At 58.2% G+C, this 26,115-nt stretch carries 20 protein-coding genes; 7 read left to right on the top strand and 13 right to left on the bottom strand.

Features of this window, described 5'->3' with window-relative positions:
- Positions 1-229: 229 nt before the first annotated feature.
- The 10 genes from ACSQ3G_RS29505 to ACSQ3G_RS29460 form a co-directional block, all read right to left on the bottom strand.
- Complete coding sequence (locus ACSQ3G_RS29505; protein ID WP_436112819.1) at positions 230-808, bottom strand: YceI family protein; 579 nt, start codon at positions 806-808, stop codon at positions 230-232.
- Between the two features lie 47 nt (positions 809-855).
- Positions 856-1,722 carry a hypothetical protein gene (locus ACSQ3G_RS29500; protein WP_436112818.1) on the bottom strand — a complete coding sequence of 289 codons (867 nt, stop codon included), beginning with the start codon at positions 1,720-1,722 and terminating at the stop codon, positions 856-858.
- A gap of 630 nt (positions 1,723-2,352) precedes the next feature.
- Positions 2,353-3,393, bottom strand: a complete 1,041-nt coding sequence (locus ACSQ3G_RS29495; protein ID WP_436112817.1) for an ABC transporter ATP-binding protein — start codon at positions 3,391-3,393, stop codon at positions 2,353-2,355.
- Positions 3,394-3,430: 37 nt separating this feature from the next.
- Positions 3,431-5,485: a beta-galactosidase trimerization domain-containing protein gene (locus ACSQ3G_RS29490; RefSeq protein ID WP_436112816.1), complete on the bottom strand. Its 2,055-nt coding sequence runs from the start codon at positions 5,483-5,485 to the stop codon at positions 3,431-3,433.
- 100 nt (positions 5,486-5,585) lie between these two features.
- The gene (locus ACSQ3G_RS29485; RefSeq protein ID WP_436112815.1) at positions 5,586-6,896 is read right to left on the bottom strand and encodes an ABC transporter substrate-binding protein; all 1,311 of its coding nucleotides are present in this window, start codon (positions 6,894-6,896) and stop codon (positions 5,586-5,588) included.
- A gap of 65 nt (positions 6,897-6,961) precedes the next feature.
- Positions 6,962-7,843, bottom strand: coding sequence for a carbohydrate ABC transporter permease (locus ACSQ3G_RS29480; protein ID WP_436112814.1), 882 nt, complete (start codon positions 7,841-7,843; stop codon positions 6,962-6,964).
- Positions 7,843-8,739, bottom strand: coding sequence for a carbohydrate ABC transporter permease (locus tag ACSQ3G_RS29475; RefSeq protein WP_436113228.1), 897 nt, complete (start codon positions 8,737-8,739; stop codon positions 7,843-7,845). The genes ACSQ3G_RS29480 and ACSQ3G_RS29475 overlap by 1 nt, the downstream gene beginning before the upstream one ends.
- 226 nt (positions 8,740-8,965) lie before the next feature.
- The gene (locus ACSQ3G_RS29470) at positions 8,966-11,254 is read right to left on the bottom strand and encodes an NADP-dependent malic enzyme (protein ID WP_436112813.1); all 2,289 of its coding nucleotides are present in this window, start codon (positions 11,252-11,254) and stop codon (positions 8,966-8,968) included.
- 168 nt (positions 11,255-11,422) lie between these two features.
- Positions 11,423-12,100 (bottom strand): 2,3-bisphosphoglycerate-dependent phosphoglycerate mutase, encoded by a 678-nt coding sequence (locus ACSQ3G_RS29465; protein WP_436112812.1) that lies wholly within the window; start codon positions 12,098-12,100, stop codon positions 11,423-11,425.
- Between the two features lie 17 nt (positions 12,101-12,117).
- A complete protein-coding gene (locus ACSQ3G_RS29460) occupies positions 12,118-13,374 on the bottom strand; it encodes a glycerate kinase type-2 family protein (RefSeq protein ID WP_436112811.1) in 1,257 nt (418 codons plus the stop codon).
- Between the two features lie 190 nt (positions 13,375-13,564).
- On the opposite strand from ACSQ3G_RS29460, the gene ACSQ3G_RS29455 reads away from it, so the two are divergent.
- Genes ACSQ3G_RS29455 through glcF form a run of 3 tightly spaced genes read left to right on the top strand, consistent with a single transcriptional unit; the run spans position 13,565 to position 17,537 of the window.
- On the top strand, positions 13,565-15,001 hold the full coding sequence (locus ACSQ3G_RS29455) for an FAD-linked oxidase C-terminal domain-containing protein (RefSeq protein ID WP_436112810.1): 1,437 nt from the start codon (positions 13,565-13,567) through the stop codon (positions 14,999-15,001).
- A complete protein-coding gene (locus ACSQ3G_RS29450) occupies positions 14,998-16,203 on the top strand; it encodes an FAD-binding protein (RefSeq protein WP_436112809.1) in 1,206 nt (401 codons plus the stop codon). The genes ACSQ3G_RS29455 and ACSQ3G_RS29450 overlap by 4 nt, the downstream gene beginning before the upstream one ends.
- Positions 16,203-17,537 carry a glycolate oxidase subunit GlcF gene (gene glcF, locus ACSQ3G_RS29445; RefSeq protein WP_436112808.1) on the top strand — a complete coding sequence of 445 codons (1,335 nt, stop codon included), beginning with the start codon at positions 16,203-16,205 and terminating at the stop codon, positions 17,535-17,537. The genes ACSQ3G_RS29450 and glcF overlap by 1 nt, the downstream gene beginning before the upstream one ends.
- A 226-nt stretch (positions 17,538-17,763) precedes the next feature.
- Here the strand turns inward: glcF and ACSQ3G_RS29440 are convergent, their stop codons facing one another.
- The 3 genes from ACSQ3G_RS29440 to ACSQ3G_RS29430 all read right to left on the bottom strand — a co-directional run bounded on the left by ACSQ3G_RS29440 (position 17,764) and on the right by ACSQ3G_RS29430 (position 20,098).
- Complete coding sequence (locus tag ACSQ3G_RS29440) at positions 17,764-18,189, bottom strand: GlcG/HbpS family heme-binding protein (RefSeq protein ID WP_436112807.1); 426 nt, start codon at positions 18,187-18,189, stop codon at positions 17,764-17,766.
- A gap of 164 nt (positions 18,190-18,353) precedes the next feature.
- On the bottom strand, positions 18,354-19,184 hold the full coding sequence (locus ACSQ3G_RS29435) for an IclR family transcriptional regulator (protein WP_436112806.1): 831 nt from the start codon (positions 19,182-19,184) through the stop codon (positions 18,354-18,356).
- A gap of 44 nt (positions 19,185-19,228) precedes the next feature.
- Positions 19,229-20,098, bottom strand: a complete 870-nt coding sequence (locus ACSQ3G_RS29430; RefSeq protein WP_436112805.1) for a 2-hydroxy-3-oxopropionate reductase — start codon at positions 20,096-20,098, stop codon at positions 19,229-19,231.
- A gap of 170 nt (positions 20,099-20,268) precedes the next feature.
- On the opposite strand from ACSQ3G_RS29430, the gene ACSQ3G_RS29425 reads away from it, so the two are divergent.
- From ACSQ3G_RS29425 to ACSQ3G_RS29410, 4 genes are all read left to right on the top strand, one after another.
- The gene (locus tag ACSQ3G_RS29425; RefSeq protein WP_436112804.1) at positions 20,269-21,702 is read left to right on the top strand and encodes an aldehyde dehydrogenase family protein; all 1,434 of its coding nucleotides are present in this window, start codon (positions 20,269-20,271) and stop codon (positions 21,700-21,702) included.
- A 266-nt stretch (positions 21,703-21,968) separates the two neighbouring features.
- The gene (locus ACSQ3G_RS29420; RefSeq protein ID WP_436112803.1) at positions 21,969-22,688 is read left to right on the top strand and encodes a ribonuclease activity regulator RraA; all 720 of its coding nucleotides are present in this window, start codon (positions 21,969-21,971) and stop codon (positions 22,686-22,688) included.
- 187 nt (positions 22,689-22,875) lie between these two features.
- Positions 22,876-25,044, top strand: a complete 2,169-nt coding sequence (locus ACSQ3G_RS29415; RefSeq protein WP_436112802.1) for a malate synthase G — start codon at positions 22,876-22,878, stop codon at positions 25,042-25,044.
- Between the two features lie 309 nt (positions 25,045-25,353).
- Positions 25,354-25,806, top strand: coding sequence for a GlcG/HbpS family heme-binding protein (locus tag ACSQ3G_RS29410; protein ID WP_436112801.1), 453 nt, complete (start codon positions 25,354-25,356; stop codon positions 25,804-25,806).
- Positions 25,807-26,115: the final 309 nt, after the last annotated feature.

Below are 26,115 nucleotides of genomic sequence, written 5' to 3'. Positions count from 1 at the left end.
GGGCGACTAATCGGAAAAGCCGCCCATCGAGGCGCGACAGCGCCAACCCCTCGAAGAGAAGAGGCATGCGGACATAGAGAACGGAACAATCGAGGGGGCACACTTGCCGTCCGATGGTCAAGCCAGCTGAGTTTTGCCCGTTCCCGTTTGCCCGTCATGATCTATGCAAAGGTGATGGGACCGGAAAAGCCGTACTTCGCCGGTCACCGGAACAAGCGGATCGATTGCGTTACTTCTTGATAGCTTCGATATCAATATCGAGTGACAGGTCGGGGCCAAGCCCGAAATCTGTCAGCTTATTGATGCCGAAATCCAGGCCGCTGAATTTTCCGGTCGCCGAAAATCCGGTCTTTATGGTGTTGGCATCCCACGGCAACGGTGATTCCGCATTCCAGATTACATCCAGCACTACGGGCTTGACGGTGCCGGCCAGCGACAGGCCACCCGTCACTTTGGCAGTCTTGTCGCCAGTCTTTTCGACGGCGGTGCTGGTGAATGTAATCTCGGGAAATTCCGCGACATTGAGGAAGTCAGGGCTCTTCAGGTCGGAATTTCGCTGTTCAAAATTGGTGTCGATGCTATTGGCATCAATCTTCAGGAAGATGTTGCTCTTGGCGACATCATTCTTGTCGAAAGCGATGGTGCCGCTCACAGCTTTGAATGTGCCATGGGCGTTGGACCAGCCTGCATGATTGGTCTTGAACGAAACCCAGGCGTGGGTCGGGTCGATTTCGTAGATGTCGGCGGCAAAGGCCGCCTGTGCGTTGAGTCCACTAAAAAGGACCGCAGCGAAGGCTACTTGCTTCATATTCTCTCTCCTCTCATGTGCCCCGATGGGCAGGACCTAGGTGGCCGTCATCCGTCAAAAAGCGTGGCGGCGATGGCAATTGAAATGATTGCGGGTAGGGCCGCGAGCAGGCCGGCGGCAAAGGGGCGCAGGACCCGAGGAACGCGGCCGAGGCCAGCGCCCCGAACGAGAAAATACGCGACAGCCAGCGGCAAGACTGCCAGCACCAGGGCGATGGGCGATGCCTTCGGGGTGAAGAGCGCCGTCATTATCACATGCACCGAGATGACAAAGCCAAAGGCCAGTCCTTCGGCACCACGCAGTGCTAGCGCGTCGTCATTGCCCATCAGATAGCGGACATAGCCAACCAGCAACCAACCACCAGTGAGCGCCGCCAGGGCCCCGTCGATCTGCGCCATGCCTACAAAAGCACCAAAAGCAGCGTTAAGTGCAGCCGCTAGCGAGACAGCAAGTAAGGCCACCGCTAAGCAAGATTCTCCACCCGGCCGGCCGGCCCGCGGTCTGGCGACGACTGCTCCGAGCGCGACCGATGCAATCAAAAGGATGACGATGGCGGCACCGGCCTTGGTCGGATCGGCCATCATCACGTTCTTTCCGAGAAGCCAGGTCGAGCCGCCGAGCACGACGACCGTCAGTACTGTGCTCATGTGGATTTTCAACGGTCGCCGCACCATGGCCTGCAACCCGAAGATCAAGGCGCCGCCGAGAAGGATCAGGGGGAGCTTGTGCTTTGCGGAAACCGGCGGCAGGGCCGGCATCCCTTCAAGCAGGACATGGATCGCCACGGCCGCCAGCGGGATCAGGAGCGCGATCTGCAGCCTGCGTTGGCCGGGAATGATGATTGCGAAGGCTGCAATGAAGGTTCCAAAGAGGAAGGGTACGACGACCGTCGTCAATAGGATTTGCAGCAGCATGATTGTTTCTCAATTGGAAGGCCACGTCACCCCCTTCGCAATGCCCAGTCGCCAATTTACTTAACATGGTAACAAAATCGGTCGAGTCACATTGCTGTTACTCGGCGGCGGAAGGGTTGACTAGCCTCAGAAAGAATCGCGCGGAGCGGCTATAACGCCGACTCGTGTCCGGACTTGCCCGTGATTCCGCTTCGCCGCCCCCGATTTCTTTAGGTTAACTGGATCGATGACCTGTGCATCGGAACTAAGGCAGATGACAGCGCCTTTCGGTCAAGTTGTACGCAATGCGCGTACAGCCTGATGTGGTTTCAGGACGGACCAGGCTCGTGCCGTTGCTTCTCTCTCTCTCTCTCTCCAGGTAGCTTACCCCAAATCGCGTCGCAAACATGCGGGGTGTGTAGATTGGTGATCTTCTTCCACCGTTCCGCTTGTTGGTAGCCCATTGCGCAGCGAGCCATTCGAGATAGGGCACCGCAACAAACTTTCTCTTGGCCGGAAGGCGTCGTTGCGGTGCCCTATCTCGAATGGCTTGACGCCCCTTACACCGAGTGTCTTGCAAATTTGCCGTATCGATTCGCGGACGGAGACACTGTGATCAGCAAGGGCGGCTTTTGCCGATCATGCGGTCTGTCAAGCCGCGCGCCGGCCGCCGCCGTCAAAGAGGTGCACATTGGTCACCATCGGCCTTAGGCGGATGATTTCGCCCGGAGAAAGAGGGATCCGTTCGCGAAAAAGCGCGGTTACGTTCTGCGTGCCAATAGTTCCGATTACCTGGGTTTCGGAACCCATCGGCTCAATGACGGAGACTGTGAATGGAACCCCATCGGGATCTACCTTCAGATGTTCGGGGCGCACGCCGTAAGTGACCGCCGTCCGAGACCCTGCTCCGTAGGGAAGAATGATGCCGTCAGAGGTCCTAAACCCGTTCTCTGTCAGTTCACCCCTTACGAAATTCATTGCCGGGCTTCCCATGAAACCCGCGACAAATTCATTGGCGGGATTGTCGTACAGTTCAAGTGGGGTACCGATTTGCTCAACTACGCCGTCACGCAGAACGACGATCCGGTCAGCCATCGTCATGGCTTCGACCTGGTCGTGCGTTACGTACACCGTAGTCGTCTTGAGCCTCTGGTGTAGTTGCTTAATTTCCGCGCGCATTTGCACGCGCAGTTTGGCATCGAGATTAGATAGAGGCTCATCGAATAGAAAGACCGAGGGATCTCGAACGATAGCCCGCCCCATGGCCACGCGTTGCCGCTGTCCTCCAGAAAGTTGGCGAGGATAGCGCCCCAGAAGAGCGCCCAGCCCGAGAATTTCGGCAGCACGTCGAATGCGAGTCTCGATCTCGGTCTTCGGCATCCTGCGCAGTTTCAGAGCGAACCCCATATTTTGCTCAACAGTCATATGAGGGTAGAGGGCATAGTTCTGAAAAACCATGGCGATGTCACGCTCCTTGGCGGGAAGCTCGCTAACAACGCGATCGCCGATCACCACGTCGCCGCCACTGATTTCTTCCAGGCCCGCAATCATACGCAAAAGCGTGGACTTCCCGCAGCCCGACGGACCCACAAGCACAACAAACTCTCCATCTTCAATCGAAACGGAGATGTTCTTCAGTGCGTGGAAGTTGCCGTAGTACTTTTCCGCGTGTTTGATTTCGAGATTTGCCATAGGTCAGCTTTCGTTGGATGATGTTTGAGAGGCGCGATTACTGTGAGGTCGGAACATAGAGGACCTCGAACAGCTCCAATTCAGGTAACTCGATCAGCATGTGATCTTCTTCAAACCGCGTGCTCGGTGTGGTGCGCGATTTCAAAAGCTTGGGGGTGCCCGTGCCGTTGCGGACACGGATGGTCGCACCCGAGACAGGAATATGCGGCCCGAACGACTTGCGGCGCGCACCGGTCTGATTGATGAGGTGAATGACCACACCGGTATCAATTCGACCAATCGTCATCTCGACCTGTTCAGGCAAATCAGCCGTTACATCGGTCTCGATGAGGTCATCGATTATACGTAGGAAATAATCTCTCACCGACGCTGCCCCGAATTCATGATAAGTGCGTCCTATCGCCCAGGGGAACTGCAAGACCGATCCCGCGGGGTGCGATAGGCGAACCGCTCCTGGTTCGTCGCTGCTTATGTGACCGTAGCACTTCTCGGGTGGGCCGTAGGGTGCCTGGGGAAGCAGGTTTCCCAGCTTCTTGCCGGTGGGCTTCCAAATGTATCTGGCGTAGCTGCCGAAGACTGGCAAAATTTGCCCGTCATACCTAAACTTTCTGCTGTCGAGCTGCGGCGTCTCCGCAACATACGTTGCCCACAAATCCATCCCCGATTTCGGGGCTTCGATCCGCATCACCGAAGGTGCCGTGGCAAGTTCGACGCTGCCGTCTTGCGTCACGCCACTGTTTGCGGTCAGGACCAAGTTGCCGCCAGCGGCGACGTAGGTGTCCAGGCAATCTGCCGTACCCGTTCCGATGTCGCGAATGTCTGGTAAAACGACAAGGGTGTAGCGAGCCAAATTACCTGCTTTTGCCATTCGCTGGATGAACTCGGCGCCGACCACGTCGAACGGGATATGCTTCTCTTTAAGCGCGTTATAGATCCCACGGTATTCGGAGACCGCTTCCCCGTAGTCGGCGTCTGCCCTGCGCAAGGGGTCGGGCCGGACCAGCGCTACGCGTGAGCTGGGACGGTAGGCAGCATATATATCGCGGTTCGACTGAAAAAAGTGCTGGATCTCGCTCGCTTGCGGCAAATTTGGGTAAGGTATTCGACCTGGCGAACCCATCAAATAGGTTGAAGGATTGCCTCCGCGTGCGAGCGCCTGCAACAGGTATTGTGCGAAGTGCTCAGGCTGCTCTCCGGCCATTCTGTAGGGCATATCTACGAAGCATGTCGAATTGACCAGGACTGCCGACTCCGGTATTCCTGTCCGATAAACGCTCACTGCTTCGGATGTGGCATGATGCCAAAGCTCACGTCCCAAGGCATTATTTGCCTCATAGTAGATAAGAGGCGACTCGCGACTCATGATCAGCCCGACATCAGGGTATTTCTCGTCGAGATGTCTCGCTATCTTATCGACAAGATCCTGGAGTGTCTTAGCCGCGAAACGCAGCCAGACGGAATAGTTGCCGTGTTGAGGGCCGTCAGGAAGCTCCGCATCATCGGTATAGCTCGCAAAAGCGGTTTTGCACCTCTCGCAGTGACAGACGCCGTGATATACGCGACTATAGTCGACCTCCGAGAACTTAAACCAATTAATGAAGAAGCCTTTGACGGGGTAGCGTGAGACGACCTCGTCGATGATATCCAAGGAGCGCTCCTGATAATAGTCTCCGCAGGGGCACGTGCTATAGAGCGTATTGTAGACCTGATATTGACCCTTCGGGGATTGAAAAAGCCATTCAGGATGTTCCCTTGCAATCCGCGCGGAGACTTTCGAGAAATCCATTCTCGCAAGAATCCTGATATTCCTCTTTTGCGCTGCCTCGCATGCGTCGCCGACAAGATCGCCCGAGGGCCGGTCGGCGAGGAAAGGCACTCGTGCCTGGAACGGAAGATCTGTCGGATAAAAAGATTCGATGCCGCCGACGTTCAGAAGCCAGGTGTCTGCTCCTTGGGCTTCGATGAAATCGAGAGCGTGATCGACGCTCATTGTTGCATCAATTTCCTGAAGGTTCGTCTGGATGTTCGAAAACGGCCGACTCCACCATTTCTGCCGTGCAGGCATGTCCGTTTTGGCAGTATTCTCAAGCATACGTTTTTCCCAGTCTGAACACTGATGCGACGTTGCATCAGGCGGCGCTAAGGCAACATGTCCATGCCCGCAGCGGGCATGGACATCGAGTTTTTTTGCTTCACGCTCTCTTCAAAATTGAGTTCGCCTGAGTGATGAACTCCTGAGCGGCATCTTTGACCGAGGACGACCCGAAGCCGACGCTTTCGTTGATGCGGCGCATCAAGTCCGTCATCGCGCGTTGAGCTCGGTGCGTTTGGGGTTCCTTGTTCGCTTTGGGCAAGGCCTCCTGGCTGTATTGCAAGACCTTTTGGTCAGCAGAACTCAGATTTTGCAGTTTGAGAACAGTTTCCAACGCCGGCCGGGATGCAGGAGGCCCGCTCACCAAACCAAGAATCTTGGCCGATTCCGGATCAGTTACAAACCAGTCGATGAGTTTTGCGGCAGCTTCCTTGTTCTGGCTACGTGCGTTGATCGTAAGTGAGCTAGATGGACGTGGATAATATCCTGGTCCAGTATCCTTGCTCGGGCACACCGGCGTCATGAGGTTGAGCTCGTCCTTGGTCAAAGCCTGGAAACCGCCCGCCAAGTCTTGCGAAGTGATACGCGCAAAAACTGCAGTACCACGAACAAGGGGAGCGTTTGGCCATTCCGTACCCGAAAATTGAGCTTGAAGGTCTGCCGGAACTGCTGCGCCGGTCTTGCGCATTTGGTCCCAAATCTCAAGCCAAGCAGCGACGTCATCAGCCTTCACTGCGAGTTGCTCCCCATTGTAAATCTGCCGCCCTTGAGCGACGAGATACATCTGGAAGTCTTCAATCCTCGACGCCATGTCGTGGCTACCGTAGATTTTCTTGTCAGCCTTGTTAATCTCGGCGCAAAACTTCGCGTATTCTGCAAAGGTGAATTTTTCAGGCAGGGAGCCCATCTTCAGTCGCTCGAGAGCGGTCTTGTTGTAGCAAAGGGCCTGGATGCTCACGGCGATCGGTATGCCAAAGAGCTTCCCGTCTCGGTGGCCGAGCTGAAGAACCGGCTCATCGAACAGATTTGTCCGCAGAAGGTGAGGGGCGTAGCCTTGCAGAGGCTCGATGGCACCCCGCTTCGCATACTGGCCGAAGTCGTCGTAACCCATGGTAATTACGTCGGGCGCGTTACCGCCCGCAACCATCGCAGCGATCTTGTCAGGCCAGCTGTCGCTGGGAACGCCTTCATAGACGACCTTTACCTGCGGATTGAGTTCTGCGTAACGTGCAACGGCTCGCCCTCGGATCGCGAGTTTCTCGGCATTGCCGAAGATGCCGAAGCGAACCGTTTCGCCGGCTCCAAACGACCGAATTGGTCCCATCGTGGCCAACGCGATGCCGCCAGCGCCGGCGGCAAGCAGCCGGCGTCGATTTATGGGCATGGCGAGAGAAGCAGATTTAATGTTCATGATATTCCTCCTCCTTTTGGAATACTTCGTGGTTGTAGAGCTGACCTATTCGTCAGTGCAGTCGATTATCCCTTCAGTCCGGATGTGCTGATGCCCTCAACCAGACGACGCTGGAAGAAAAGGAAAACGACGAATACCGGAATCATGCTGAGAACCGACATCGCGAGCAACTGACCATAGGATCCTCCTGACGAGTCGACCAATGAACGCAGGCCTACTGGGACCGTGAGGATCTCCGGCGATGTCAGGTAGATCAGTTGCGAGAAGAAGTCGTTGTACGTCCAGATGAACGTAAAGATGGTGGTGGTGATGATCGCCGGCTGCATCAACGGAAAGATGATGCTTATGAAAATTCTAAAGGTGCTGCAGCCATCGACCCTCGCGGCTTCATCCAGTTCCTTGGGAATCTTTCGAATAAACTGAACCATGAGGAAGATGAAGAATGCGTCCGTCGCCAGAAACTTAGGGACGATCAGAGGCAGATAGGTGTTCACCCAGTCGAGGTTCACGAATAGGACGTATTGGGGTATGAGCAAAACGTGAGACGGAAGCATCAACGTCAACAGCATGATGCCGAAAAGCGCTCGCTTCATCGGAAATTCGAGACGTGCGAACGCGAATGCCGTGAGCGAGCAAGCCAGCACGTTGCCGATCACAGATCCAAGGCAGATAATGAACGAGTTGATGAAATACCGAGTGAAAGATGGGTTTGTTGCCGTCCAACCGTCCACAAAGTTCGAGAAATTTAACGTGCTAGGGAGAGCCAGGGACCTTGAGAAAATCTCCTGGTCCGTGCGGAAGGACCCGAGGACCATCCACAACAGCGGATAGATCATCAGCGTGGCGCCGGCGATCAAAATTACGTAGGTTGCAACGCGTGAGGCGTTGAATCGTGCGGGACGCAGTGCTCGGTCCGAGATGCTCACCGCTTCATCAGCTATGGTCATTAGTTTTTGTCTCCGTAGAAGACCCATCGGCTGGATGCGAAGAAGTTCAAGGCCGTGAACGCGCCTATGATAAGCAGCAATATCCAGCCCATCGCCGAGGCGTACCCCATCCGGAAGTTCATGAAGCCTTCCTGGTAGAGATATAGCGTGTAGAAGAGGGTAGAATCTGCCGGTCCGCCGCTTCCGCCGCTGACGATGTAGGCCGAGGTGAAGGCTTGGAAGGAGTTGATAATTCCAAGCACCAAGTTAAAGAAGATAACGGGTGTCAGAAGAGGAAAAGTTACATTCCGGAACTTCTGCAGTGGACCTGCTCCGTCGACCTCGGCAGCTTCATACAACTCCTTTGGAACTTGCTGAAGCCCGGCAAGAAAGATCACCATTGCTGAACCGAACTGCCATACATGCAGTAGGATCAGTGTGTAGAGCGAGTAGCGGGGATCAGAAATCCAGTTTGCAGGCTCTATTCCCACCAGCGCAACCAGATCGTTGATGGCGCCTTCGCGGCCGAAAAGTTGCCGCCACATGACTGCTACGGCAACGCTTCCGCCCAGGAGCGAGGGAAGATAATAAACGGAGCGAAACAATCCCAGTGCCGCGACCTTTTGGTTCATGAGAACAGCAATCAGCAACGCGAATACGAGATTGAGCGGGACCCCGATCAAAACATAGGTAAATGTCACGCGCAGAGCTCTGAGATATCGAGGGTCGCTCGTAAAGAGTTCGACGTAGTTCTCAATCCCAATCCAGGCAGGCGCTTGCAGGAGATCAAAGTTGGTGAATGACAGATACAATGATGCGAGCAACGGGCCCGCTGTGAAGATTAGTACTCCGCCAAACCACGGAAGCAAAAACAAGAACGCCTCAATCGCTTGCCTGCGGCGTTCCCGTCTTCGCATGGGGGTAGTTGAATTCACGATAATAGCCTCCGGCTCCTCCCGCTCGCCTTTGAAGCGTGCATCCGGGTAGGTGAAAAGATCGATTTTCTGGCGCTTTGAGCTCAGGTCCGTCGCAGACTACAAATGTCAACTAATGACAACTTTGTCAATCTTGTTTTTTTCTGTTTAGCCCTGCGTGGGAATCTGAGGCTTTTGAGGCGGTTTGTAATGATTTGTATTATGCGCCCTAACCTTCGTCAGCTTTGAAAGCAGCGATTGCCGCCATGTTGACGATGTCGCTGTCCTTCGCACCCATCGAGGTGATCTGCACCGACTTGTCGAGACCGACAAGCAGCGGGCCGATCACTGTCGAAGCGCCGAGTTCCTGCAACATGCGGGTCGAGATCGAGGCGGAATGGATCGCCGGCATGACCAGCACGTTGGCTGTGCCCGAGAGCCGGCAGAACGGATATTGCTCCATCCGGTGTGAGTTGAGCGCCACGTCCGCGCCCATTTCGCCGTCATATTCGAAATCCACGCGGCGCTGATCGAGGATCTTGACCGCCTCGCGAACCCGCTCCGACCGTTCGCCGATCGGCTGGCCGAACGTCGAATAGGCAACGAGTGCGACACGCGGCTCATACCCCATCCGCTTTGCGACGCGGGCGGCTTCGACCGCGATGTCGGCGAGATCCTCGGCGTTCGGCATGTCGTGGACGGCGGTGTCGGCGACAAAAATCGTCCGGCCGCGGGCGATCACCAGCGATACGCCGATTATCTTGTGCCCCGGCTTCGGATCGATGCAGCGGCGGACGTCCTGGAGCGCCGTCGCATAATTGCGGGTCGTGCCGGTCACCATCGCATCCGCGTCGCCGATGGCGACCATGGTCGCGGCGAAATGGTTGCGGTCGTTATGGATAAGGCGCTGGACATCGCGATGGAGGAAGCCTTCGCGCTGCAGACGCGCATAGAGGTGGTCGATATAGGCATCGACACGATTGGAGAGGCGTGCATTGACGACCTCGATGCCGGGACGGTCGAGATCGATGCCGGCCTTTTCCGCCGTCGCGCGGATGACGTCGTCACGCCCGAGAAGGATGGCAGTGCCGAGCTTCTGGTTGGTGAAGGAAATCGCCGCACGCATGACCTGTTCTTCTTCGGCCTCGGCAAAGACGACGCGTTTCGGGAAGCGGCGGACGCGCTCGTAGATGCCTTGTGTGGTCGCGGCGATCGGATCGCGGCGGGCGGAGAGCTCTGAGGCGTAGGCGGCAAGGTCGGCGATGTTCTTGCGGGCGACGCCGCTTTCCATCGCCGCTTCGGCAACGGCGACCGGGATCGCCGAGATGAGGCGCGGATCGAACGGGACCGGGATGATGTATTGCGCGCCGAAACGGGGGCGGTTGCCCTGGTAGGCGGCGGCAACATCGTCCGGCACGTCTTCGCGGGCGAGATTGGCGAGCGCGTTGACGGCGGCGATCTTCATCGCGTCGTTGATCTGGCTGGCCCGCACATCGAGCGCGCCACGGAAGATATAGGGGAAGCCGAGCACGTTGTTGACCTGGTTCGGATAGTCCGATCGGCCGGTCGCCATGATTGCGTCGTCGCGGATGCGGGCGACTTCTTCCGGCGTGATTTCCGGATCGGGGTTGGCCATCGCGAAAATGATCGGCCTTTCGGCCATGGAGCGGATCATCTCTTCGGTAAAGGCGCCCTTCTGGGAAAGGCCTAACACGACATCCGCGTCCTTCATGGCCTCGGCGAGGGTCCGCTTGGTCGTGTTCACCGCATGGGCGGACTTCCACTGGTTCATGCCTTCGGTGCGGCCCTGATAGATGACGCCCTTGGTGTCGCAGAGAATGACATTTTCCGAATTGAAGCCCATCGCCTTGATGAGTTCGACGCAGGCGATTGCCGCAGCACCAGCGCCGTTGCAGACGAGCTTGGTGGTCTTGAGATCCCGGCCGGTCAGTTCCAGCGCATTGATCAGGCCGGCGGCGGCGATGATTGCAGTGCCGTGCTGGTCGTCATGGAAGACCGGGATATCCATCAGCTCGCGCAGGCGGCTCTCGATGATGAAACACTCGGGCGCCTTGATGTCCTCGAGATTGATGCCGCCGAAAGAGGGGCCGAGGAACCGCACGCAGTTGATGAACTCGTCGACATTTTCCGTATCGACTTCAAGGTCGATGGAATCGACGTCGGCGAAGCGCTTGAACAGCACGGCCTTGCCTTCCATCACCGGCTTCGAGGCAAGCGCTCCGAGATTGCCGAGGCCAAGGATCGCCGTGCCGTTGGAGATGACGGCAACCATGTTGCCGCGCGTCGTGTAGTCATAGGCGGTTGCCGGGTTTGCGGCGATTGCCAGGACAGGCACGGCAACGCCTGGCGAATAAGCGAGCGACAGATCGCGCTGGGTGGCCATCGGCTTGGTGGGATTGATTTCGAGTTTACCCGGGCGGCCTTCCGAATGGAAATCGAGTGCTTCCTGGTCCGTGACAAATGGACCGATACCTGCGCCCCTTTGCTCGTCTATCATTTCAACAACCTTTCTCGTAGCACATGTCGCACCATCGGAATGGTTGTGGTTGAGCCCACGGGTTCTTCACGATTGAAGAGTGGCGACGGAAGAAGACTTACAGGGGAGGGGCAAATGAGCGGGCAGCGCCGTTGCGGTTTTCCACGAGGTGGAAAGGAAAGCTCTATCTTAACCGTCAGCGGCGGCCTTGTTAGCGCAAAGGATGCGTCGTGATGCCACGGTGCTGTCGGAATTGAGCGTGTAGACCCTCGGGACGCCGGTGGCGACCTCCAGCATCGCAACCTGCACATCGGATATTCGCTCGAGAGCCATGATCAAAACTCTCAAGGAATTGCCATGCGCAACAATAAGAACCTTCTCGCCTCGCAGCGTGCGCGGCAGGATCTCCGTAATGAAGTAGGGCAGGACACGCGCCCCGGTGTCGCGCAGGCTTTCTCCACCGGGCGGTGCCACAACATATGATCGATGCCATTTCTCGACCTGCTCTTTACCCCATACCGAGCGGGCCTCTTCTTTTTTTAAACCAGTGAGGTCCCCGTAATCACGCTCGTTTAGTTCCTTGGCTTGAATAACATTGAGCGACGGCTGCCCTACTTCGTTCAGTATGATGTCAAGCGTGTGCTGCGCTCGCTTGAGTTTGGAGGTGAAGGCTATGCTGAAAGACAAGTGTTCGTGCGCTAAAACACGACCGGCCCACCTGGCCTCCAATACCCCTTGGGGCGTCAATCCCGGATCCTTCCATCCTGTAAACATATCGTTGAGATTACCGTCACTCTGGCCATGACGAACAAGGACCAGTATGCGCTCCTGGGGTTGACCTCGTTCGGGGAATCTCCGGTGTCTCATGCAACCTAAGGCGCCATTCAACGAACAAGCACAGCCCGGAAATCGTTTACATTGGTCCCTGTGGGCCCGGTCGAGAATAAATCACCGATTGCGTCGAATGCGGAAAAGCTGTCATTGGCGTCGAGAAGCTTGCGCCCGTCAAACCCGGCGGCCCGCAGCCGGCGCGCGGTCGTTCCATCGGCAAATGCGCCTGCATTAACCCCCGATCCGTCAATCCCATCTGTGTCGGCGGCCAATGCGGAAATCGGGTATCCATCAATCGCTAGTGCAAATGCTAGCGCAAATTCGCTGTTGCGTCCTCCCTTGCCGCCTTTGGCGCGAATGGTGACGGTCGTTTCTCCGCCAGACATGACAACTGCGGGCTTGGGGAATGGACGATCTCGCTGAGCGATCTCGCGGGAGATTGCCGCAAGCACTAGCGCCACCTGCCTGGATTCGCCCTCCACGGAGTCGGAGATAATGTACGGTGTCACCCCCTCTGCTCGGGCGAGTTCGGCGGCGGCTTCCAGCGATACCCCAGCCGACCCGATAACAAAGTGTGTGTGCTGGGCAAATACTGCGTCGCCCGGTTTCGGCGCCTCGGCGGCGGCCGAGTTCAAATGTGCGATCATCGCATCTGGCAGGCTCAACCGGTACTGCTCCAGGACCGCCAGTGCGTCGTGCCGCGTCGTGGCGTCCGGCACTGTTGGACCAGAAGCTACGAAGGCCGGGTTGTCGCCTGGAATGTCAGAGACGATCAAGCTTACAACACGAGCCTTGGTGGCCGCCGCCAACCTCCCGCCCTTGATGGTGGAGAGATGCTTTCTTACCACGTTCATAGCCGAAATTGGGGCTCCGGATGCCAGCAGCATCTCGTTCATTGCAATCTCGTCTTCCAGAGTAAGTCCGGCAGGCGGTGATGGAAGGAGAGCTGAGCCTCCTCCACAGATCAACGCGATCACGAGGTCGTTTTCGGACAGGTTTGAAATTGTCTCGACGAGGCGTCTGGCACCCGCAAGTCCTGCGGTATCCGGGACCGGGTGAGACGCTTCCAGGACCTCGACGGATCGCGTTTTGCAGCCGTAGCCGTAACGGGTTACGACCACTCCGGAAAGTGGTCCGTCCCAGACACTCTCAAGCGCTGCGGCCATCTGCGCCGCCCCTTTTCCGGCACCAATCACAACAGTTCGACCGTTTTTTGGGGGAGCAGGAAGGTGTCTGCGAATACCTGTCAGCGGATCGGCAGCCTTCACCGCGGCTGTAAAAAGGCGGGCTAGGAAATCTCGATCGTCCATGGGGAATAACCTTGGGTATCAGGCATCTGGCGCTGCCTTGCCGCACTGGGATTCCCATACGCTTCATAAAGCGCCGACTGAACCACGGTTGTCGGGATTTCCGCATTGTGGAAAGCCTATGAACAGGCAGCGATTTCAAATCGGCCAGGCGATATCGTTTTTTATAACCGTAGTGAACCTCGGGGTGGTCATGAGTAAGATACAATTTCTCCCCGCACGGACAGCCGTGCTGAATAACCGGCAATCGATTTTGTCCGACTTGCGCTCTCTCGTGCCCCTCACCAGCCTCGTGCATGAAGCACGGGAGCTTGTACCCTTTGAGACCGATGCCTTCGTCTCTTATAAACGCGTCCCGCTTGCAGTCGTGCTGCCTGAAACGACAGCACAAGTAGCTGCCGTACTTAGCTTCTGCCACCGAAGGGGTATCCCTGTTATTCCGCGCGGCGCCGGTACATCGCTTTGCGGAGGGGCGATCCCGCAGGAGGATGCGGTCGTGCTCGGCTTGTCCAAGATGTCGCGCATCCTGGAAGTCGACTACGCCAACCGCACCGCCACCGTGCAGGCCGGCGTCACCAACCTCAACATTTCCGAAGCGGTCGGCATCGACGGCTTTTTCTATGCGCCGGATCCAAGCTCGCAGCTCGCCTGCACCATCGGCGGCAATATCGGCATGAATTCCGGCGGCGCCCACTGTCTGAAATATGGCGTCACCACCAATAACCTGCTCGGCGTGAAGATGGTGCTGGTCGACGGCACGGTGATCGAGCTTGGCGGCAAACATCTGGATGCGGCGGGTTACGACCTGCTCGGCCTCGTCTGCGGTTCGGAAGGCCAGCTCGGCATCGTCACCGAGGCCGTGGTTCGGCTGATCGCCAAGCCGGAAGGCGCTCGTCCCGTCCTGTTCGGCTTCGATACCTCCGAGCATGCAGGCGCCTGCGTCGCCGATATCATCGGTTCCGGCATCATCCCCGTCGCCATTGAATTCATGGACAAGCCGGCGATCGAGATCTGCGAAGCCTTCGCCCATGCGGGTTATCCGCTCGACGTGGAAGCGCTGCTGATCGTCGAAGTCGAGGGTTCCGAGGCCGAAATGGACGCGATGCTGAAGGCGATCGTCGAGATCGCCGGACGCCACGGCGTCAAGACGGTGCGCGAAAGCCAGTCGGCGACCGAGGCGGCGCTGATCTGGAAAGGCCGCAAGTCCGCATTCGGCGCCACCGGCCGCATCGCCGATTACATCTGCATGGACGGCACGGTGCCGCTCGGCAAGCTCTCCTATGTGCTCAACAAGACCTCCGAGATCGTCGATCGTTTCGGGCTTCGGGTCGCCAACGTCTTTCATGCCGGCGACGGCAACATGCATCCGCTGATCCTGTTCAATGCCAACGACCCCGAGGATGCGGCCAGGGCCGAGGAGGCGGGCAACGAGATCCTGAAACTCTGCGTCGATGCCGGTGGCTGCCTGACCGGCGAACATGGCGTCGGCATCGAGAAACGCGACCTGATGCGCCACCAGTATTCGGAAGCTGACCTCAACCAGCAGATGGCGGTGCGCTACGCTTTCGATGAAGGCTGGATACTTAACCCGTCCAAGGTCTTTCCGCTCGATGGACGGCCTGCCGCATGACGCTGATCCCGAATTCCGAAACGGACGCCGCCTATATCATCGGCAATGCTGCCGGCGACGGCAAGAAGCTTGCGCTGTGCGGCGGCAACACCCGCGCCGGTTTCGGCAACTCCGGCGAGCCTGCCGAAATGATGAACTCGACCGGCCTTTCCGGAATTGTCGATTACGAGCCGGCGGAAATGGTGATGACGGTCAAAGCCGGTACGCCGGTCGCCGAGATCGAGGCGGCGCTTGCCGCCAACCGGCAGATGATGGCTTTCGAGCCGATGGATCATCGCGGCGTGATGGGCACGCTCGGCGAGCCGACGATCGGCGGCGTGTTTGCGGCCAATGTCTCCGGCCCGCGCCGTTTCGTGTCCGGCGCTGCCCGCGACAGCTTGCTCGGCATTCGGTTCATCAACGGCCGGGGCGAGGCGATCCGCGCCGGCGGCCGGGTGATGAAGAACGTCACCGGCCTCGATCTGGTCAAACTGCTCGCCGGCTCGCAAGGCACGCTTGGGTTCCTGACCGAAGTGACCTTCCGGGTGTTGCCGGTGCCGCAGACGGTGGAGACCATCGTCATCTCCGGCCTCGACGACGCGGCCGCCGCAAAGGCGATGGCGGCGGCGATGGCGCTGCCGGTCGAAGTATCGGGCGCGGCCCACCTGCCGCAAACGGTCAAAGGCCGCTTTGCCAGCGGTTCTTTGTCGGAAGGGGAGGCGACCGTTCTTCGTCTCGAAGGGCTTGCCGCCTCCGTGTCGGTAAGGGCAGAAAAGCTCGCAGCCGTTATGAAAGGCTTTGGCCCAGTCTCACGGCTCGGCATGGATCACAGCCATGCCCTCTGGCGCGAGATTCGCGACGTCCATCCCTATGCTGACGGCACCCAGAAACCTCTCTGGCGCGTTTCCGTCGCGCCGTCGGTTGGTCATCAACTCGTCGCTGCCCTTCGCCTCGACGCAGGCGTCGATGCCTTCTACGACTGGCAGGGCGGGCTGATCTGGATGCGCATGGAGGCTGATCCGGAAGCCGAGCTTCTGCGCCGTTATATCAAAGCGCTTGGCGGTGGCCATGCGACGCTCATGCGGGCACCGGAACAGGTGAAGACGGTGACGGCCGCTTTCGAGCCGCAATCCGAGGCGGTTGCGGCACTCTCGGCCCGAGTGAAGCAGAAACTTGACCCCGCGGGCATCTTTAGCCCAGGCAAGATGGCGGGAGCCCTCTGATGCAAACTTCCTTCACGCCCGAACAACTCGCCGATCCGCATGTGGCCGAATCCGAGCAGATCCTTCGCCGCTGCGTCCATTGCGGCTTCTGCACCGCCACCTGTCCCACCTACGTGACGCTCGGCAACGAACTCGACAGCCCGCGCGGCCGTATCTACCTGATCAAGGACATGCTGGAAAACGGCCGCCCGGCGGATGAGGAAGTGGTTACCCATATCGACCGTTGTCTCTCCTGCCTTGCCTGCGTCACCACCTGTCCGTCCGGCGTCGATTATATGCACCTGGTCGACCATGCCCGCATCCATATCGAGAATACCTACCGGCGCCCGCTGATGGACAGGTTGATCCGCGACCTGCTCGCCGCCGTTCTGCCCTATCCCGCCCGCTTCCGCATGGCACTTGGTTTCGCGAAGCTCGGTCGCCCCTTCGCGCCGCTCCTGAAGCGTATTCCTGCGCTGAGCCCGCTGACCGCGATGCTGGACCTCGCGCCGAAATCCGCCGCCAAGGTTTCCGACTCCGCGAGCCCCGGCACTCGCGCGCCTGGTGCCGAGAAGCGCGGCCGCGTAGCGATCCTGTCAGGCTGCGCCCAGCCGGTACTCGATCCGGGCATCAACGACGCCACGCTGCGGCTTCTCGCCCGGTTCGGTGTCGAAGTCGTGGTGCCGGAAGGCGAGGGCTGCTGCGGCGCGCTCGTCCACCATATGGGCCGCGAGGAGCAGGCGCTCGATTTTGCCCGCCGCAATGTCGACGTCTGGACGCGCGAGATCGACAATGGCGGCCTCGATGCGATCATCATCACCGCGTCGGGCTGCGGCACGACGATCAAGGACTACGGCCACATGCTTCGCCTCGATCCGGCCTATGCGGACAAGGCGGCCAAGGTTTCGAGCCTTGCCAAGGACATTAGCGAATATCTGTCGGCGCTCGACCTGCCGAGGCTCGAACCGAAACGGCTCAACGTCGCCTATCACTCCGCCTGTTCGATGCAGCACGGCCAGAAGATCACCATGGCGCCGAAGAACCTGCTGAAGGCGGCGGGCTTCACTGTCCGCGATCCGGGCGAGGGGCATCTGTGCTGCGGTTCGGCCGGCACCTACAACATCCTGCAGCCGGACATCTCGGCGCAGTTGAAGGCCCGCAAGGTCAGGAATATCGAAGCCACCAAGGCCGATGTGATCGCCACCGGCAATATCGGCTGCATCACCCAAATCGCCTCCGGCACCACAATCCCGATCCTGCACACAGTGGAGCTTCTGGACTGGGCTTATGGAGGCCCGAAGCCGGAAAAGATCGTCCTATTGGACGCAACGCACATCGGTATAAATGCACCTTGATCCCGATACCTCCTTCGGGATACGCCCTCGGGCAGGATGCTGTCCTAATCACTGTAAATGCTTTCGAGCAATCGAGGTTTTACGCTCGGCGACGGCTAGATAACGCGCCGCTCCTGGACGAGTTGGTACTCGCGGTCGAGGCGAAGATATCTGCACCGCTACCGGGGCAGGTTCTGAGGCCGAACATGCCCGCGTAGCGCTAATTGTATATCTGATAGCCCACACTTTATCGGATGCTTGAGAGAAAGTGGTCAATGCCGGCCTGAGCGCATTCTGCATCCTGGCTTGGAGTGCCTGAACTGATCCCAATTGCGCCAACGACGTCACCGTCCACGGTAACCGGTATGCCTCCAGCGACGGTCATCAGTCTGCCTCCGATCGCGGAGTTGATGCCATACGCAGGGCTTCCCGGTTGGCTTGCGGCTCCGTAGCTCTCTGTCGTTCGTTTTGCACCAGCCGCTGTGAAGGCTTTATCCATTGCGATGGTTGTGCTCGTGACCTTGCCCCCGTCCATTCTCTCAAAAGCAATCAGTTGTGCTGATTCGTCAGTGACAGCTATACACATCGGGACGCCAATCTCGGCTGCTTTGATGGCCGCGCCCTCTATCAAGATCCGAGCGTCATCCAAGCTCAGTCGCTTTATCGTCAGCATGTTCTCTCTATCTCCATATTAATGTGTTTCGCCAAAGTCTGCGCCAATCCATCTGCAGAGCGGCGGGCCTCTCCAGACGCACCACCATTTCTCGTCAGTCTAGGTTGCTCTCAAATGAGTGCTGGCTGGAACTCATCTCCCGCAACGAAACCGTCTTGTTGGTTTTAGAGGGGATTGATGCCACCTATTGCATCGGTAATTTTGCGAGCGGTATCGACGACTTTTGGCGCAATTTTGTCGATCCGATCCGGAGACATGCGATCAACTTGGCCAGAGATCGAGATCGCACATATCGCCTCACCTCGCTCATTGAACACCACGCTTGCGATGCACCTGACATTGCTCTGGTTTTCGGCGTCGTCGACAGCGTATCCTCGTTCTCTGGCCAGTTTCAACTCCTGGCGCAGGACATCCAATCGCAAGATCGACCGCGGGGTATGTTTCGTCGGCCGCCGCAGATAAATCAACTCATCAATATCGTCGGACGGATAAGTAGAGAGTATCGCTTTTCCCATGGCGGACGAGGTCATCGGGACCCGCCCGCCGACTACGCCGATCGATCTTACGATCTGGCGGCTCGGGATCTGGGAAATGAGGGTAATTTCTCCATCATCTGCCATCCCGAGGTTCGCGGTTTCCTTCGTGCGATCCCGCAAAAGATGGAGAAATGGCTGGGCCACCGATACGAACGCGCTACGCCTTATGGACGCTGCTCCTATCGTTAGCATTCCCAGCCCGATATTCCATCTCCCGGTAGCATGATCAAACTGGACATGTCGCCGCTTCTCAAGCGTCGTTAAGAGGCGATGTGTGGTGGAGGCAGGTAGCCCGGCATCTCGGCCGAGCTGCGACAGCCGGCATCCTTCACTTTGCTGACTGAGCAACTCAAGGAGCACCATTGCACGGTCTACGGACTGAACAGATCCTGATCTTTCGCTCTCATCCTGCACATTGGTCTCCTTGAAGTCGGTCAGGTTGTCTGACCTCGCGGCCACGCTTCACTCTTGGGCTCACCGACTTTTTTGGCTCACAGTGAGCGCTATTCGGCTAACTCTCGAACTTCAAGAAAAAGGGCGGAGTGATCGAGGCCCCCATTTCCTTTTGCGATCGCCGAAGCCATCAGTTCTCGCGTGGTCGTCGTATTGGGCAACTGAACACCCAATGCGGTGCCGGCACTCGTGGCCAAATTCAGATCTTTGTGGTGAAGGCGTATCGCAAAGCCTGGATTGAACGTTTGATCGATCATCCGCTTGCCATGTACTTCTAAGATGCGCGATTGGGCAAACCCGCCCAGCAGCGCCTCTCTGACTTTTTCGAGATTGGCACCTGCTCGTTCAGCAAGGACGAATGCTTCGCTGACGGCTTCGATCGTCAGCCCGACGATCATTTGGTTTGCAACCTTGGCCACCTGGCCCACACCATTGTCCCCGACGAGCGTAATGTTCTTACCCATGACCTCGAACAGGCTAAGTGCTCGCTGGAACTGGGCTTCCCGACCGCCAACCATGATGGAAAGGGTGCCGGCTTTCGCACCAATCTCGCCTCCAGAAACCGGAGCGTCGAGATAAAAGGCGCCTTTCGCTTCTACGCGTTCTGCAAACTCGCGCGTGGCGACTGGGTCGATTGAACTCATATCGATCACCACGGACCCAGCAGCTAGAGCGTCTAGAACACCGTCCTCGTGAAACAATACTTTTTCAACGTCCCCGGTGTTGGGTAGCATCAGGACTACGAACTCCGCCCCTGTTGCTGCCTGTGCAGCCGTCTCCACTGCCTCACCCCCCAGATCAACAAGATATTGCGATGCCTCTTTGACCCTATTCAGTCGGAGTTTGTGGCCTGCTTGAATCAGCCGTTCTGCCATTGGCTGTCCCATTGTCCCCAGACCGATGAATCCGATATTCGACATCGTAACCTCCTTGGGAGCATCCAAGCTCAAAACAAATTTCCGCAACTTAATTGCACAAATAACAAATCTGTGTCAATTCCTGCGCCGATGAGGGTTTTCTGGGCATCCTGTCTAATTTTGTCGCGCGGTTGCTCCCAACCAATTTATGAATAGAGAGAGGGACAGGCGATATGACCATCTACCAGAACCTGATCGCCGGCGAATGGGTCGGCTCGGACGCTTCCAAGAACATCAATCCATCCGATACCAACGATGTCGTGGGCATGTATGCCCAGGGCAGCGCCGAAGACGCCAAACAGGCGATCGCCGCGGCAAAGGCAGCATTCCCCGCCTGGTCGCGCTCCGGCATCCTCGAACGCCACGCGATCCTCAGAAAGGCCTCCGACGAAATCCTCGCCCGCAAGGACGAACTCGGCGCGCTTCTCGCCCGCGAGGAAGGCAAGATCCTTCCCGAAGCGACCGGCGAAGTCATCCGCGCCGCCCAGATTTTTGATTTCTTTGCCGGCGAAGCGCTGCGCCTGACCGGCGAACTGGTGCCGTCTGCCCGTCCGAATATCGGCGTCGAGATCACGCGCGAACCGCTCGGCGTCATCGGCATCATCACGCCGTGGAATTTCCCGATCGCCATCCCCGCATGGAAGATCGCGCCGGCGCTCTGCTACGGCAATACCGTCGTCTTCAAGCCTGCCGATCTCGTACCTGGCTGCGGCTGGGCGATCGTCGACATCCTCCACCGCGCCGGCCTGCCGAAGGGCGTCCTGAACCTCGTCATGGGCCGCGGCTCGGTCGTCGGCCAGGCCATGCTCGACAGCCCGGACCTCGCCGGCATCACGTTTACCGGCTCCACCGGCACCGGCAAGCGCGTCGCGCTCGCCTCGATCGAGCATAACCGCAAGTTCCAGCTCGAAATGGGTGGCAAGAACCCGATGGTCGTCCTCGACGACGCGGACCTCAACGTGGCCGTCGAAGCCGCCGCCAATTCGGGCTTCTTCTCGACCGGCCAGCGTTGCACCGCCTCCTCGCGCCTGATCGTGACGGAAGGCATCCACGACAAGTTCGTCGCAGCACTCACCGAGAAGCTGAAGACGATCAACGTCGACAACGCCATGAAGGCCGGCAGCCATATGGGCCCGGTCGTCGACGACAAGCAGCTGAAGCAGGACACCGACTATATCGAGATCGGCAAGAACGAGGGCGCCAGGCTCGCCTTCGGCGGCGAACTCGTGAAGCGCGACACGCCCGGCTTCTATTTGCAGCCGACGCTGTTCACCGAAGCGACCAACCAGATGCGGATCTCGCGCGAGGAAATCTTCGGGCCCGTCGCTTCCGTCATCCGGGTAAAGAACTACGACGAAGCCTTGGCGGTCGCCAACGACACGCCATTTGGCCTCTCCGCCGGTATCGCCACGTCAAGCCTGAAGCACGCGACGCATTTCAAGCGCAATTCAGAAGCTGGAATGGTGATGGTCAACCTCCCGACAGCCGGCGTCGATTTCCACGTGCCGTTCGGCGGCCGCAAGGCCTCGTCCTTCGGCCCGCGCGAACAGGGCAGGTATACCGCTGAATTCTTCACCGTGGTGAAGACCACCTACACGCTGCCCTAGTGAAGTCCTGCGGCACCACAAATATGCACGAGAAAAGACAACTATTGACATATTTACCCAGATCGGCTTCTCTGGACCCCATGGTGGGACAACCAGTCGAACAATAAACCAGGGTTCAATGAAGCAACCGTCTTTCAGAAAGGGCGGTCGAGCTCTTCCTTGACAGCCTTGGTGGAAGGTTCCCATTTCAAATTCCAAAACGGCGGGGATTGACCGCCGGTATCTCAGCCGTTCGCCGCGGCGACTGCTTTCGCGAGGAGCTAGAATTGACAAACCTTAAGGTCGAAACACGGGAAAAGTTGAAACTTGTTTCGACACCGACCCTGATGACGGCCCTCTACAAGAGGGGACTGAGGAACCAATGGATCCAGGACGTACACCGTATCAACAAGCAAGCCGGTACGATGGTCGGAGAAGCATTTACATTGAGGTATATGCCGGCCCGCGAAGATCTTAATCAGTTAGAGGTCTTTCGCGATCGAGAACACCCTCAAAGAAAAGCTGTCGAGGTATGTCCGGCTGGTGCGGTGTTCGTGATCGATAGCCGCAAGGATCCGCGAGCCGCATCCGCGGGGTCGATATTGATCTCTAGGCTTATGGTTCGTGGCGTCGCGGGTGTCGTGACAGACGGCGGGTTCCGAGATACGCCTGACCTTGAGAAGCTCGGAATACCAGCGTACCACAATCGCCCTTCCGCGCCGACAAATCTGACTCTTCACCAGGCGATCGACATTAACGTGCCTATTGGCTGCGGTGACACGCCGGTGTTCCCTGGTGATATAGTGGTCGGAGATTGTGAAGGCGTAGTCGTCATTCCGGCGCACCTCGCTGATGAGATTGCTGACGAGGCCACTGAGATGACGGCATACGAAGACTTTGTTGCCGAGGAGGTGCTGAACGGACGGTCGATCTTGGGTCTCTATCCAGCTACAGATGAGCAGAGCCTCATCGACTATCGAGCTTGGCGCGAAAAGACTGGTCGTTAAATTTAGTGCGCGAGCTTTCGATCGGCGGATGAAACCGCCATCCCTTGCTGTAACGTGTGCGAGTTTTTAATTTTGTTGGTCAATCCACCAACTCCCGCCTTCGCAGGGCGGGGTCCTTCCCATGCTCGCTGCAAGCACATCTTCCGGATCAATGCTCTTCGCCGCAGTGAAATGACAGGAAATGAAGATGGCCCGTATCGAAAAAAATGGTCTCGCAATCGACGAGAAGCTCCACGACTTCCTGGTCAAGGAAGCGCTGCCGGGCACCAGTGTCGACGCCGACCGCTTCTTCTCCGAGTTTTCGAAGATCGTCCACGATCTGGGGCCGAAGAACCGCGAACTTCTCGCCAAGCGCGACGCCTTCCAGGCAAAGCTCGACGGCTGGTACCGCGAGAACGGTGCGCCAAGCGATCTGGCCGCCTATGAGGCCTTCCTGCGCGACATTGGGTATCTGCTGCCGGAAGGGCCGGACTTTACGGTTTCGACCGACAAGGTTGATCCGGAAATCGCCGAGATCGCCGGTCCGCAGCTCGTCGTACCGGTCATGAATGCCCGTTATGCGCTGAATGCCGCCAATGCCCGCTGGGGTTCGCTCTACGATGCACTCTATGGCACGGACGCCATTCCCGAGACGGACGGTGCCGAAAAGGGCAAGGGCTACAACCCGATCCGAGGCGCCAAGGTCATCGCCTGGGCGCGTGACTTCCTCGATCAGTCGGTGCCGCTATCTGGAGCAAGCTGGACGGACGTCACCTCGTTTATCGTGACGGGCGGAACGCTTGCGGCGGCAGCCCAGGACGGCAAGACGGTCAACCTTGCCGATCCGGCGCAGTTTGCCGGCTATCTCGGCGAGCCTGCCGATCCGACCCATCTGCTGTTGACGAAGAACGGCCTGCATATCGAGATCCTGATCGACGCCACGACGGCGATCGGCAAGGACGACCCGGCCAAGATTTCCGATGTCTGGCTGGAATCGGCACTGACCGCCATCATGGACTGCGAGGATTCGATCGCCGCGGTCGATGCCGAAGACAAGGTCGTCGTCTACCGCAACTGGCTCGGCCTGATGAACGGCGACCTTCAGGAGGAGGTTGCCAAGGGCGGCAAGTCCTTCATCCGCAAGCTCAACCCGGATACCGCCTTCAAGTCGCCTGCGGGCGGCGAGATCACCGTGAAGCGCCGCTCGCTGATGCTGATCCGCAATGTCGGTCACCTGATGACCAATCCGGCAGTGTTGGATAGCGAGGGCAGGGAGGTGCCGGAAGGCATCATGGACGCCATGGTGACGGCGCTGATCGCCATCAACGATATCGGCCCCAACGGTCGCCGCCAGAACTCGCGGGCTGGGTCCATGTATGTGGTGAAGCCGAAGATGCACGGGCCGGAAGAGGTCGCCTTCGCCTGCGAGATCTTTGCCCGTGTCGAACAGGCGCTCGGTCTTCCCACCAATTCCATGAAAATGGGCATCATGGACGAGGAGCGCCGCACCACCATCAACCTCAAGGCCTGCATCCGGGAGGCGCGCGAGCGGGTCGTGTTCATCAATACCGGCTTCCTCGACCGTACCGGCGACGAGATCCATACCTCGATGGAAGCAGGCCCGATGATCCGCAAGGGCGACATGAAACAGGCGGCGTGGATCGCGGCCTACGAGAACTGGAACGTCGATATCGGCCTCGAATGCGGCCTGTCCGGCCATGCGCAGATCGGCAAGGGCATGTGGGCCATGCCGGACATGATGGCGGCGATGCTTGAGCAGAAGATCGCCCATCCCAAGGCCGGCGCCAACACCGCCTGGGTTCCGTCGCCGACGGCGGCCACGCTGCATGCCACCCACTATCACAAGGTTGACGTTACCGCCGTTCAGGCCGGCCTGAAGAGCCGCCCCCGCGCCAAACTGTCGGATATCCTCTCCGTGCCGGTCGCCGTTCGGCCGAACTGGACCGCGGAGGAAATCCAGCGCGAACTCGACAACAATGCGCAGGGTATCCTCGGTTACGTCGTCCGCTGGATCGATCAGGGTGTCGGCTGCTCCAAGGTGCCGGACATCAACAATGTCGGCCTGATGGAAGACCGCGCGACGCTGCGCATCTCGGCCCAGCACATGGCGAATTGGCTCTATCACAAGCTCACCAGCGAAGAGCAGATCGTCGAGACGATGAAACGCATGGCCGGCGTCGTCGATGGCCAGAATGCCGGCGATCCGCTCTACACACCGATGGCCAGGGATTTCGACGGTTCCGTCGCCTTCCAGGCCGCGCTTGAACTCGTGCTCAAGGGCCGCGAGCAGCCGAACGGTTATACCGAGCCGGTCCTCCATCGCCGCCGTATCGAGCTGAAAGCCAAGCTGCCATGAAGTAGATCCAAACAACGGCAGACGTGATCGAAAAAGCAACATCTGCAGGAAGCCGCGCCTCAACAACGCGTCTAGAAAAACGAGCGGTGGCAGGCGTATTCCGGATCGTGAAAAACTGAAACGGCCATCTGCACGTAAAGCTTTTTGCGGATTAATTCCAAACTCCGAATCTCGTTCGCTCGCCAGATGCTCAACCGTTTTATCGACGACTGAGTCCGACCCAGCTGAATAGCTATTGAAGCTGCCTTTCAGCGTGCCGCCTCAATCGAGCCCGGTCTTAAACCTTCACCGCTCCCAGGAGGATAAACTATGCTGAAGATCAACCGAGTCAGTCTGGACGAGGCCCGCGTTCTCATCGCCGGTGCGCGGGCGAAGGCGGAGCAAATCGGGGTGCCTATGTGCATCGCCGTTTCTGACGAATCTGGACAACTCGTTGCCTTCGAGCGAATGGACGGAGGCAAGGTTACGAGCACGATCATCGCGCAGGACAAGGCCTTTACTGCAGCAGGTGCCAGAAGAACAACTGAGAGTTATGGTCTTGCCAGCCAACCGGGAAGTCCGGCTTATGGAATCAACACGGCAATAGGCGGCCGTCTGGTTGTGGTGGCCGGTGGTCTTCCAATCATCGTCGACGGCGAGGTTGTGGGCGGCATCGGCCTTAGTTCTGGGACACCTGCAGAAGATAGCGCGTGCGCGCAAGCTGGCGCCGATTTGTTTCAGAAGTTGACGAAATCGTTGGCCTTCGACCAACTATCACTCTGATGTGCCGACGAAGCGCTTTCAGGGGGCCCCCGTAATCGGACATTTTAAGACATAGCTCGCGAATAATGAAGACAAGGTTCGAGCTCCCAGCCTCCTCCCGGGCACCTAGGCTGCCCTCGCAAAGGTCTCGGCGGCAGTAACTGTTTTCGGGGAACGACCATTATGGCTGGCTTTCACCAGCCTTCAAAGCAGGTACCCGGTACCAGACGTGCTGCTGACGCCTGGTTTCCGAGTGCAATGGGCCAGCGGCTAGGATCGCGTGTCTTGGAAATTCGCCGCCAGTACGTTGGCATCGGTAGTGCGTGGTTA

It is taken from the genome of Neorhizobium tomejilense (genome assembly GCF_964254135.1).
In the GTDB taxonomy this organism is placed as follows: domain Bacteria; phylum Pseudomonadota; class Alphaproteobacteria; order Rhizobiales; family Rhizobiaceae; genus Neorhizobium; species Neorhizobium tomejilense.
Note: the sequence above shows the minus strand (reverse complement) of the source record. Positions and strands in the feature narration are given on the sequence as shown.